Origin of the sequence: Vibrio sp. NFR (genome assembly GCF_027587095.1) — a bacterium.
Taxonomy (GTDB): domain Bacteria; phylum Pseudomonadota; class Gammaproteobacteria; order Enterobacterales; family Vibrionaceae; genus Vibrio; species Vibrio harveyi.
The window spans coordinates 282,654-294,842 of the sequence record NZ_JAPPTN010000002.1 but is presented as its reverse complement, the minus strand read 5'-3'; the positions used below and the strand labels follow the sequence as shown (position 1 = coordinate 294,842).

The window sequence follows — 12,189 nt, the reverse complement described above, 5'->3', positions numbered from 1 at the left end:
CTTATTGCTCCCCTAGACCTTTCTTACCGAAGAAGAAGAATTGAACCGCTGTACAGCCTGCAATCAAGGTAAAGAGCAGCCACGAAATCGCTGACGCTGTACCCATCTCTAGCCATTCCCAGCCCACTTTGTAGAGGTACATTGAGATGGTTAAACCAGACTGACCTGTACCACCCGTACCGCGCGTTAGAACGAAGGGTTCTTCGAACAACTGCAAGTTACCGATGATGGTCATGGTGACCGCAAAGAAGATGAATGGACGAATCATTGGTAGTGAAATGCTCCAGAATCGACGCCATGCGTTTGCACCGTCCATACGAGCCGCTTCTAGGATGTCTTTAGGAATCGTCATCAAACCAGTGGTGTATAGCACTATGTTAAAACCGGTGTATTTCCAGAACACCATAATGGCGATAGAAGGCTTCACCATGGTTGCGTCATCTAACCAACGGATTGGCTGGAAGTCGTTCACCCAAGAGAATGCCCAACCAAATAGTGTGCTGTCTGCCAATGCCATTAAGCTTTGGTTGATGATCCCTGAGTTTGGCGAGTACATGTTGAAGAAGATAAGTGACGCAGCCACCGTTGACGTAATGAACGGCAGGAAATAAGCCGACGTCAACCAATGACGGAAACGGTCACCCAAAGACACCAGAATGTACGCCACAGGCAGAGCAACTAAGTGCTGCGCCACACCAGACGTAATGGCTAGCCAAAGGGTGTTCTTCAATGAGCGCCACAGCCACGGGTCGGTCAGAGCAATGTGGTAGTTCTCTAGCCCGACGTAATCCATCGCACCCAAACCTTCGACTGGGTTCCACTCATGGAAAGAAAGAAAAATTGAAAACAGTAACGGGAAGATCCCGAAAACAGAAAAAATAATCAAAAACGGCAATAGGAATCCATACGGTGTAAGCGCTTTCAAACTTAGACGAGAAAAAATGCTCTCACGTTGTGATGTTTCCATAACCTTGCTCGCTGCATGATTCATAGTAACGACCTCTACTCAGGAGGGCGATTCGCCCTCCTTGCTTACCAAATGGCGAAATGCTTACAAATTACGGGTGCGGCGCTTAATCATGCGTTCCGCTTCTTTCAATGCCGTTTCAATGTCTTTGCCTTCATCCAGCACTTCCATCAGTGCGTTTTCTAGGATGATAGAGCGAGCAACGTGGTCGCCTTTTGCTGGTGCCACTGGCTTGATGTTTTGTGCCACCTCAGCAAACAATAAGCGCGCTTGCTGCCCACCAAGGAACTCGACTTTCTCTTCAAACATAGGGTCGTCGTAAGTTGTTGTGTTTGCAGGGAATGCTGCGATAGTTTCGAAGTGTTTAAGCTGAATATCGCGACGAGTTGTCATGTATTCGATCAGCTTCCACGCTTCGTCTTGATGCTTAGATTGGGTTGGAATCGATAGGAATGAGCCACCCCAACTACCGTAAATACCATCAGGAAGGTTAGATACACCCCAGCTACCTGCAGTCTCAGGAGCAATCCAGTTGTTTAGGTGACCAAGTAGCCAAGCCCCCGAAAGCTGAGTAGCAAATGTGCCGTTACGGAAGCCTTCGTACCATTCGTTTGACCACGCAAGAATACGACCATCTAAACCTTTATCACGAATCTCTTTCGCCACTTCAAACGCGTGCACAAAACGCTCAGAGGTCACGACTGGGTTGCCATCTTTATCGAAGTATAGACCTTCACCTTCTGGCACTGTGGTAAAGATAATCGCTTGTGCCACATCCGCAGCAGACGCGATCAGTTGAACGTTTTGTTGCTTCAGCTTTTCACCCGCCGCAATATAAGAGTCCCAATCTTTGATCGCTTCATTGATATCAATGCCCGCTTTTTCAAAAATGTCAGTGCGGTAGTACATCACACCCGGTCCTAAATCGACTGGCATACCATACACATCGCCATCTGCTCCTTTACCCTGCGCCCATGCATAAGGCGCAAAGTTTTCTGCGTATTTGTCTGCACCATAGTTTTCAGACAGATTCACTAAGCCGCCAGACGCCACAAATGGACCGATTTTTTCTACATCAACAACAATCACATCACCTGCGCCAGAACCCGTCGCCAAGTTGGTTGTCAGCTTGGTATGGTGGTCACCGTGGTTATTCATTAGGTAATCCACTTTAATGCCCGTTTCCTTCTCGAAATCCGGTAGCAGCACTTTCAAGCTACTATCAAAATCAGGGAAACCATCGAAGCGAATTTTGGTTTCATCAGCCGCATTTACCGTTGCAGCAACACCCAAAGCAGCGGTCATGGCAAGCGTCAAAGTTTTCAGTTTCATGTTGTTGTCCTTAATTATCGTTTTATAGGGTATGCAGTTCCTTGACTGAACTTCTTGGCACCAAGCTTGGCGACAATTTGAAGTTCACATCTCGTTTATTTTTATTGAGAATTTGAATCACGAGCTGGACAGCTTCAGCGCTCATTTGCTCAATAGGGAAGTTAACTGTGGTTAGGGCTGGCGTGAGGTAGCGTGCAAATAAAATGTCATCAAACCCCACCAAAGAGATTTGCTCCGGAACGTTTACACCATTGGCTTTCAGCACTTCGTAAGCACCGAACGCCATATGATCATTACACGCAAATACAGCAGTAAAATGACAATCGCGCTTCAACAGTTTACGCATTGCGCTTTCCCCTGATTCTTCAGTAAAACCGGCCTCGGACACCAACGCTTCGTCATACTCGATTCCCGCTTCTTCAAGAGCCTTGCGGTAACCTTGTAGACGCCCCCGTGCGTCAGATTTGTCCAGAGGACCGGTGATACACGCTATGTTGCGATGCCCCATTCGCAACAAGTATTCGGTCGCCAACTGACCACCAAATTCGTTATCGATCTCAATACAGCATTGCGCCATTTCTGGAATAAAGCGATTCACCAGTACCACCGGAATGCCTTTTTCTTTAAGATCGATTAAATAATCATCCGTCAGGTTTTGTGCATGCAAAATGATGGCATCCACGCGTCGTCCAAGCAGAAATTCCACTGACTCACGCTGACTTTGCTCAGAGTTTGAACCTGCAGTCACCACCACGTGGTAACCGAAACGGCGCAGACGCTCTTCCATGCTGTGCAAAATGCCAGAGTAAAATGGACCACCAAGCTCTGGCACGATGATGCCAATACTGCCAGTGCGACTAGACGCCAAAGCCTGAGCGATTGAGTTTGGACGATAGCCAAGTTCTTGAATCGCTTTCTCGACTTTCAGCTTCTTATCGTGACTTACACGGCTAGTGCCATTAATCACGCGAGAAACCGTTGCCTGAGAAACCCCTGCGTATTCAGATACATCTTTAATCGTCGCCACAAGAAACCTCTTCCACCTGAGCATCAAGATTCAATTTTGCTTCGAGATGCATTTCTCGAAACCGCTTTCATGGCAGCTAGTATTTCTTATCCACTAGGGTGTTATCGTGAGAGAAATCACACCGAAATCCCTTTAGATTCGGGCAATATCGGAAAAAATGAAGCGGTAGGCAGTTTCCTTCCACGCCATGAAACTGTTTCATGAAACGGTCATTTCACGCTCAAATGAGATTCAATAAAGGCATTGATTTCACAACTCTTTAATAAAGATCTCTGCGCAGTTTTTAAAGCATAGAAACAAAAAAAGAGCCGCAAATGCGGCTCAAAATAGGGTCAATAATGGACTGTACGGTGTTCACTGGCTGCAATGAACGCCATGACTAAATAGAGAGAGTTAAGAAATAAATCAGTGGTAGAGACCTAATAAATCTGCCTTCAGTACCTACCACTGTTACATGGACAGTAATTAATTAGACTCGGTTTACCACCAAGCTTCCCACATAGCACCTACGCTAAATGTGTCTTGCTTAGGGTCATTGTTGGTTGCTTTGTTGTCGACCTCACCTGCCGTCGCGTAGAAGCGGAGCATCGGACGAGCGCCAGCGCCCCAATCAAACGAGATATTTTGCGATAGCGTCACTTTCCAGCCTGTGTTGTCATCATCGGCACGTGCGTAATCAACCATTTGGTAACCCGCTTCTAGCCAAGTCGAGTGAACATCATTCCAGAAGTACATAGGACGGACGATAGCACTGTAGTTAGTACGCTCATGTTCAAGCTTGTTTGAACCGTCAATTGAGTAATCGTGGTATGCCAATAGGTATTCAACCGCAGCGTTTTCACCAAGGTTTGCATTACCTTCAAAGCTTGCGTAAATAGTTGTTAAGTCTTCTGTTTTCCAGAATACGCCGTTGTCAGCGTTATCAGAATAACGCAACACTAAACGGTTTGATCCGCTGTCGTGTGCACGAGAAATCACCGCACCCAGCTGGTAAGCATCAATGTGTTCTGAGCTCTCAATTGCTTCTGAATCAAAACCATAGTTCGCGTAAAGCTCTAAATCAGCAAAGCCCATATCAATGCCGTGCAGTTTAGATGTGAATGCATACGCACCGCTATCACCCGTTCCAGAGCCACCAGTACAAGAGATTGAAGGGTTTGATCCCGGAGTGATTTCCGGGTTACAGCTTTCAACCGAAGCAACCACACCAAGGTCAAGTTTGACGGAACCAAGCTCAAGGTTGTTGATACCGCCACCTTGACCATCGTGCATCATCCAAAAGTAATCATTGATGCCCTGTTGTGGACGCTGATGGAAATCACGACCAGCCCAAATGTAAGCGTTCGGCTGACTCTCTAGTACATTCGTAACGCCTGCATAAGCCTTTTTCAGGTTCACCTCGTCACCCCAGTGATCGAACATCACCACAACATCCCAGATTGCGCCACTGTCATTCTTAAATGCTTTTGCTAACTGGAATTCACCGCCATTGCCTTCGTTACCTAATCGACCAATAGCGGATGAGCCGTTAAAAGAGCCATCAACCATCACGTACTTTTGGTCGCCCCCTTGGTAGTGAGCACCGTAACGAGCATAACCAGAGAACACAACGCCATAAGGAATCTCAATGTCCGGCGTTAATACCGCTGGTTGTTGGTCATCGACATAAGTTGGGTCAATGCGTTTCTCCAGTTCTTGAATACGTTTTTCCAAAGCTTCTACATCAGAATCGGCAGCAAAAGTAGAAAGAGAAGCAAGCGAAGTGGCCACTGCAAGAGTGAGAGGTAAAACCTTTAAGTTTTTCATGTGATTTCCCTAAGTTTTTGTAGGTGTAATTATTTCAATAGGGATCTTAAGGAATGAAACGTTTGAAAAGTCGCTACTGCTTCACATGGCACAAGCACTCGAAATGACATGAAACAACGCATGAAACTAGCGCCGTATTTTGTTAATTAAAATCATAGTGTTATTAGATTCTAATTTGTCATTCATATTTTGAAATCGCTTTCATTTCACAGAAATGTTTAAGAATAATCACGTTAATTTGTTCAAAATAAGCGCAATTCATACTTGGTTTTTTGAAAGTTTTCATAATCCTGAAAACTTTCACAGGTCGTAAATTTCTTACAAATTCAATAACTCACATTCATGCCAAACATGATTCATATCACAATTAAACGTATTGCTATTCCATGTAGTACTAAATTACCACCTAGAATAGGCATTAAATAATTCTAAAGTAGGGATACACAATGTCGAAATTGGCCGGAGCACGCCTAGAGGAAATGGCGGATATCCGATCGACAAGAAAAAAGAAGATTGTATTTCTCTGTTCCAGCATTGCGACGGCATTTTTAGCCTATGGCTCTGTGCTGCATTACTTTGAAGGGAACTGGGGGCTTAGCTTTTTAATTGGTCTGTGTGCTGTGGCATGTTTAGCCATCAGTTATTTAATTAAAGTACGTGGGCATCATCAATACGCAGATTTACTGCTCACCGCGGTATTGATGTTCGATGGTTTACTACTGCTGCTCTATAACGACGCGCCATCCGGCAGGTTGCTTTGGCTCTACCCCATTGTGGCTGCCATTATTCTAATTAATGAATTTAAGGTCGGCTTACTATTCAGTGTCAGTTACACACTCATCATTTTTTTTGGTTTAACTTTTCTAGAAAGTGTTCCCACTGCAAGTGAAATGACTGAGCGTCGCTTTATGTTCACCTTAGTGGCGATCTGCTTTGTGTGCCATACGTTTTCTTATTACTACTCAAAAGTGGTTAATTACATCCAAACTCTCTATCGAGAAGGGATTGAAGAACTCGCTTATCTCGATCAATTGACAGGCTTAGCGAATCGCTGGAGTTTTGAAACTTGGGCTCGCGCCAAGCTAGAGGAGCTAGATCAAACCCATAGTAATACGGTTACCGCATTGGTCTTCCTTGATATTGATAACTTCAAACACATCAATGATAACTATGGTCATGATGTGGGTGACCGCGTACTAAAACACTTCGCGACACGCTTGAAAAACAACATTCGCAACAAAGACCGCAAGACAGACAAACACGATTATTCGATCGCTCGCTTTGCGGGTGATGAGTTTGTACTCATGCTCTACGATGTGCGCTGTAAAAAGGACTTAGACACCATCATGGATCGCATCGTCAATCTATTTAAAACTGGCTATCAATCGGAAGACACGATTAATGAGCTTACAATGAGCATTGGCGTTGCCATCTATCATCAGGATGCGAATGACCTATCTGAACTGACTCGTTGTGCGGATAAAGCCATGTACGCGGCAAAGCACACGGGTAAAAACCAGTACGCCTATTATGAGCATTGCTCGCATGCAGAAGAGTTACGCCATCAAAGACATTCGCTTGTTGGCGCAATGGGGAAGTGAAAATGTGACCTCGTTACAACGCGATGCCAGTTTATAACGACCAATTGCTTAGCATCATGGCAAGTGCAAATGGTCGTTATCACACATGTTAAGCAAACATGTACATCGCCCATAAACCGCCGAGCAAAAACGTAATCAACCAAATCACTTGGCGTGTTTTACTTGGTTTATCCTCTCTAGGACGAATAACGGGTTTCAGTGCCCGTTCCTTAATTTTTCCGACTAGACTGTTTTCAATCGCTCTTTTATAGAAAGCACGACGCTTTTGTGCCGCATTCGCAACTTTCGTGAAACGGTGCCTTTGCTCTGTCGTAAATTCCGTCGCCTCAAAGCGAGGAGGGAGATCAGAATGTTTAGGTTGTACTGCCATCACTTCCTCCTTGTTGATGGTTGCACCTGTATTAAGTATATACAAAGTTATCAGTTTGTTGTTAAAAAACGTTTGTATCTGAACAACATGCATGAAAAAAGCCACCCAAAAGGTGGCTTTTATCTCAATTCTATTTAGTGCTTAGAGGTACTCACATAAGTACGCGGTCGCGTCTTTCACTTGCAGTTCGAATGATGAATTACCTTCAACTTCGAAGAACTCACCACTATTGTAGGTGACCCAATCCACTTCACCCGCTTTCTTTACGATCAACGCACCTTTAACAACACTCATACGCTCCGGCGCTTGTGTACCGAACGTGTATTCACCTGGTAGCATCACGCCAACACTGACATCCTGCCCTTGTTGACTAAAACCTAGTGACTTTACGCCACCAGCAAAATAACTGTTTTCCTTAATACTCATTATTGGTTTCCTTATCAAAAATCAGCTCTTTTTTACCCTGTTTCGGTTTACGACTCAAGTCTCTAAATGGGTCTTTGTTGAAAGAGCAAATTCTCAATAACTGTGTTTCGGAATGTAAAAGTGGACATCAGATCATAGTTTCACCGTCTCAAAAGCTAGATTGTTTGTTTTTGTAGCTCAAGCTTCTCACCATAATAAAAAAGGAAGGTAAGTAGGAATCATGACCACCACTGCGCGCAGGAAAAGGAAACAGAAGCCAGAACCGCAACCCTCATTTTGGGCTCGTCATCAGTTCAAAATCATTAAAGGGGGCTTTGCTGTTTTCGGTTGCTCGTTGATTAGTGTGCTTGGTTACCAGTTGTACGCATCTTACTTAGATTACATCGACCCAAACAAAATCTACGGTGAATGGATAGAGATCGGTGCGCCACCTTATCAAACCGAACAGCTTTCTTTTACACCCGAAGGTGTCTTTCGCAACCATCGCCTTATCGCCACTCAATTCGAGTTTGATGGCAAAGTCGTCACACTGAACACCGGGCTTGGCAAAACTGAGTACCAAATCTCAGGGTCTCATCTCTCTCCACAGATACGACGCATTGAGCCTCGACTCCCTGACCAACGCTTTATCCTAAAAGGCTTCGAACACACGGTTCAGGGCTCAGAAACTGGCGCAGCTTCCAAACGCAGAGCAGCGTTGAGCGAACACTTCAGTCGCAAATAACCTCCTTTTCAACGCTACCTCTATGTCGTAACTCTTTCTGTTTCATCAGAAAAGTTTAATTTCACTCGCAAAATAACCCCTACGGACTGAGTAAGCGATTAATTAAATACATGCAAAATATTTATAAAATCTTGGCTCAATATTGTATTTTCTATGCAAAACTATGTTTCTTGTAGTGAGTTTTGTGTAACACGGTCGAATCTTGATTTATTTTTTTTTGAAAAAAAATAAGCCTCTGAAATGCTCAAAGGGATGCTTTTGCACAGTGTGTGAATTGATTGTCTTTTCTGTCGCAAGAGCAGCTTATGTTCCTAAACGAGCATGAATTCAAGGATTGAGAGAGAAGTTATGATTCGATTTAACCTATGTGCAGCTGGGGTTGCCCTAGCACTATCTGGCGCTGCAAACGCGGCTCCAACCGCACCAAGTATCGATATGTACGGTTCCAATAACCTTCAATTTTCTAAAATTGAATTGGCAATGGAAACCACATCTGGCTACAACGACATGGTCAAATACCATGAACTGGCTAAGATCAAAGTGAAATTTAACCAGTGGAGTGGCACATCTGGCGACACTTACAACGTCTACTTTGACGGTGTAAAAGTGGCAACAGGCGCTATCACTGGCAGTCAAACCACAGCTTCGTTTGAATATGGTCAAGGCGGCTTGTACCAAATGGAAATCGAAGCGTGTGACGCAACAGGTTGTTCTAAGAGCGCTCCGGTAGAAATTACCATTGCAGATACAGACGGCTCACACTTGAAGCCTCTGACGATGAATGTTGATCCGAACAACAAGAGCTACAACACCGATCCAAGTATCGTGATGGGTACTTATTTTGTTGAATGGGGCATCTACGGTCGTGATTACACTGTCGACAACATGCCAGTTGATAACCTAACTCACATCCTTTACGGCTTTATCCCAATTTGTGGTCCAAACGAATCAGTAAAATCAGTTGGTGGTAACAGCTTTAATGCACTGCAAACGGCATGTCGTGGTGTGAATGATTACGAAGTGGTTATCCATGACCCGTGGGCTGCTTATCAGAAGAGCTTCCCTCAAGCAGGTCATGAATACAGCACGCCAATCAAGGGTAACTACGCAATGCTAATGGCGTTGAAACAACGTAACCCGGATCTAAAAATTATCCCATCTATCGGTGGTTGGACACTTTCTGACCCATTCTACGACTTCGTTGATAAGAAGAATCGTGACACGTTTGTCGCGTCAGTTAAGAAATTCCTGAAAACTTGGAAATTTTACGACGGCGTAGATATTGACTGGGAATTCCCTGGCGGCGGCGGCGCTGCAGCAGATAAGGGTGACCCTGTAAACGATGGTCCTGCATACATTGCATTGATGCGTGAATTACGTGTAATGCTAGATGAACTTGAAGCAGAAACAGGTCGTACTTACGAGCTAACTTCAGCAATCGGTGTTGGTTACGACAAGATTGAAGACGTAGATTACGCAGACGCGGTTCAGTACATGGACTACATCTTTGCGATGACTTACGACTTCTACGGCGGCTGGAACAACGTTCCTGGTCACCAAACTGCTCTTTACTGTGGCTCATTCATGCGTCCTGGTCAGTGTGATGGCAGCGGCGTGGATGAAAACGGCGAACCGTACAAAGGTCCAGCATACACTGCAGATAACGGTATCCAGCTTCTTCTAGCGCAAGGTGTTCCTGCAAATAAACTGGTTCTTGGTACAGCGATGTATGGTCGTGGTTGGGAAGGTGTAACACCTGATACGCTAACAGATCCAAATGACCCAATGACCGGTACTGCAACAGGCAAACTGAAAGGCAGCACAGCTCAAGGTGTTTGGGAAGATGGCGTAATCGACTACAAAGGTATTAAGTCATTTATGCTAGGTGCGAACAACACTGGCATCAACGGCTTTGAATACGGCTATGATGCGCAAGCAGAAGCACCTTGGGTGTGGAACCGTTCGACTGGTGAGCTAATCACATTTGACGATCATCGTTCTGTGTTAGCGAAAGGCAACTACGCAAAATCTCTAGGTCTAGCAGGTCTATTCTCTTGGGAGATTGATGCAGATAACGGCGACATCCTTAATGCAATGCACGAAGGTATGGCTGGCGGCGTCGTTACCCCACCAAACCGTAAACCAACGGCAGCAGCAGGCGCAGACCAAGCAGTAACAGGTCCTGCAAGCGTTGTGCTTGATGGCAGCAACTCAACTGACTCTGACGGTACAATCGCAAGTTACGCTTGGGAGCAAGTATTAGGTACTGCAGTCGTTCTATCTGGCGCGAACACAGCAACAGCAAGCTTTGATGCGGTAGAAGTCGCGGCAGAAGAGCAACTAACGTTTAAGCTGACCGTAACAGATAACGAAGGCGCAACGGCTTCTGATCTTGTTGTAGTCACCGTTAAGCCAGCAGGCGTGATTGATCCACCAAACACAGCGCCAGTTGCACAGGTTTCTGCACCAGCAACGGCAAGCGCAGGTGACGTGGTTGTGATTGATGCTTCAGCTTCTAGCGATGCTGACAACGACACACTAACGTTCGATTGGACGCTACCACAAGGTCTAAATGCTACGGTCAACGGTGCGAAAGTAACGTTCACAGCAGCAGAATACCCACAAGACACAAGCTTAAGCTTCACGGTAAGCGTAAGTGATGGTCAAGCAGTATCAACTGCAAGTGCAACCGTTGTTGTAGCGAAGCACAGCACAGGCGGTGGTACTTGTACTAACGCATGGGATGCAACGGCAGTTTACACTGGTGGTGATCAAGTGACTTACGCAGGTAAAACTTGGGAAGCGAAATGGTGGACTCAAGGTCAAGATCCTAGCAAGTCTGGCGAATGGGGTGTTTGGAAAGAAGTTGGTCCAGCTAACTGTAACTAAACACTGCTAAGGTGTTGTTATTCAGCACCTACCGCTATCAAAATTGTAAAATAGAAAAGGACAGCATCAGCTGTCCTTTTGTTATTCTAGATTTTGATTCACAAGCGCCATCGCTACGATCAACGAGCGTCAACTAAACGATCAAAACTCTGGAATACCTCATCACACTTCATGACACGACCATGACCCTGCCCTTGCGTCGTCACCAATTCGACTCGCTCAATCTCATTAGCAGCTTTCGCAGATACACCGTGTTTGGTGAATTTGTCTTGTTCATCATGAACAATGATAGTTTTTGCTTTTCGCTCAGCGAGACGCTTTTCAGGGTCAATGGATTGCAAAGGGTAACCAAACTGATCTTCCACTTCCGAAACCACGGCTTTGAATAGCTTCATTGAATAACCCGAACGCGCAATACTGCCAAACAAGTTTTCTACGTAGTTAAGCACAGGCGCAATCAACAGCAATGGCTTGTTTTCCAATTTGCTGTGACGACATTCTAACGCCGACGCAGTACCCATACTGTGCCCCACCAAACCTGCAACATCATCAACAGAATCCAACACGTCCTCTAGACCACGAACAAACCCCGGGATATGCCCATACTGACCATCACTTTCACCATGAGCAGGGTGATCGTAAGCCAAAGCGGTGTAACCCGATGCGGCGATGTGCTCCATCAACGGATAGAACTGACTTGCTGTCCCCGACCAACCGTGAGTCAGCACCCATACCGGACCATTACCAAGCTGATAAGTTTTGATTGCACCAGCATGACCTTGTACTTCACTTTTAATCAGCCCCTGTGGCTCTGCATTTTTAGGCTGAGTACGTGCTGGGGTGAGCAACAGCTTACGCGCGGTCTTTTTTGCATGTGACGGTGCCAACGTATGGTGCAAACGCGTACTGATATTGACCAAGCTACGCTTAACACTGAAGCGCTGCGAAGTATTGAAGTAGATTTTCTCACTCATGATCTTTTCCTTAACTATCAGCTTTGCACAAAATAGAACGGTCGTGCTTTTTATACTGATAAGAAAGAGCGCT

At 45.4% G+C, this 12,189-nt stretch carries 10 protein-coding genes; 3 read left to right on the top strand and 7 right to left on the bottom strand.

Going from position 1 to position 12,189, the window contains the following annotated elements; all coding sequences use genetic code 11:
• Nucleotide 1 precedes the first annotated feature (1 nt).
• The 4 genes from OH463_RS04925 to OH463_RS04910 all read right to left on the bottom strand — a co-directional run bounded on the left by OH463_RS04925 (nucleotide 2) and on the right by OH463_RS04910 (nucleotide 5,132).
• On the bottom strand, nucleotides 2-991 hold the full coding sequence (locus OH463_RS04925) for a carbohydrate ABC transporter permease (RefSeq protein WP_005448995.1): 990 nt from the start codon (nucleotides 989-991) through the stop codon (nucleotides 2-4).
• 60 nt (nucleotides 992-1,051) lie between these two features.
• Complete coding sequence (locus OH463_RS04920) at nucleotides 1,052-2,299, bottom strand: ABC transporter substrate-binding protein (RefSeq protein WP_005448993.1); 1,248 nt, start codon at nucleotides 2,297-2,299, stop codon at nucleotides 1,052-1,054.
• 22 nt (nucleotides 2,300-2,321) lie between these two features.
• Entirely contained in the window at nucleotides 2,322-3,326 is a 1,005-nt protein-coding gene (locus OH463_RS04915; protein ID WP_005448990.1) for a LacI family DNA-binding transcriptional regulator, read from the bottom strand.
• 480 nt (nucleotides 3,327-3,806) lie between these two features.
• On the bottom strand, nucleotides 3,807-5,132 hold the full coding sequence (locus OH463_RS04910) for a carbohydrate porin (protein WP_199478865.1): 1,326 nt from the start codon (nucleotides 5,130-5,132) through the stop codon (nucleotides 3,807-3,809).
• Nucleotides 5,133-5,578: 446 nt separating this feature from the next.
• Here OH463_RS04910 and OH463_RS04905 point away from each other — a divergent pair, with 446 nt between their 5' ends.
• Nucleotides 5,579-6,733, top strand: coding sequence for a GGDEF domain-containing protein (locus OH463_RS04905; protein ID WP_050907266.1), 1,155 nt, complete (start codon nucleotides 5,579-5,581; stop codon nucleotides 6,731-6,733).
• 88 nt (nucleotides 6,734-6,821) lie between these two features.
• Here the strand turns inward: OH463_RS04905 and OH463_RS04900 are convergent, their stop codons facing one another.
• Nucleotides 6,822-7,103: a hypothetical protein gene (locus tag OH463_RS04900; protein WP_005448987.1), complete on the bottom strand. Its 282-nt coding sequence runs from the start codon at nucleotides 7,101-7,103 to the stop codon at nucleotides 6,822-6,824.
• 141 nt (nucleotides 7,104-7,244) lie between these two features.
• Nucleotides 7,245-7,529: a pyrimidine/purine nucleoside phosphorylase gene (ppnP, locus tag OH463_RS04895; protein WP_005448986.1), complete on the bottom strand. Its 285-nt coding sequence runs from the start codon at nucleotides 7,527-7,529 to the stop codon at nucleotides 7,245-7,247.
• Between the two features lie 220 nt (nucleotides 7,530-7,749).
• On the opposite strand from ppnP, the gene OH463_RS04890 reads away from it, so the two are divergent.
• Nucleotides 7,750-8,253, top strand: coding sequence for a DUF2850 domain-containing protein (locus tag OH463_RS04890; RefSeq protein WP_005448985.1), 504 nt, complete (start codon nucleotides 7,750-7,752; stop codon nucleotides 8,251-8,253).
• Between the two features lie 348 nt (nucleotides 8,254-8,601).
• Nucleotides 8,602-11,142 carry a glycosyl hydrolase family 18 protein gene (locus OH463_RS04885; RefSeq protein WP_269990683.1) on the top strand — a complete coding sequence of 847 codons (2,541 nt, stop codon included), beginning with the start codon at nucleotides 8,602-8,604 and terminating at the stop codon, nucleotides 11,140-11,142.
• 119 nt (nucleotides 11,143-11,261) lie between these two features.
• Here OH463_RS04885 and OH463_RS04880 read toward each other — a convergent pair whose 3' ends face one another.
• Nucleotides 11,262-12,116 carry an alpha/beta fold hydrolase gene (locus tag OH463_RS04880; RefSeq protein ID WP_017818347.1) on the bottom strand — a complete coding sequence of 285 codons (855 nt, stop codon included), beginning with the start codon at nucleotides 12,114-12,116 and terminating at the stop codon, nucleotides 11,262-11,264.
• Nucleotides 12,117-12,189: the final 73 nt, after the last annotated feature.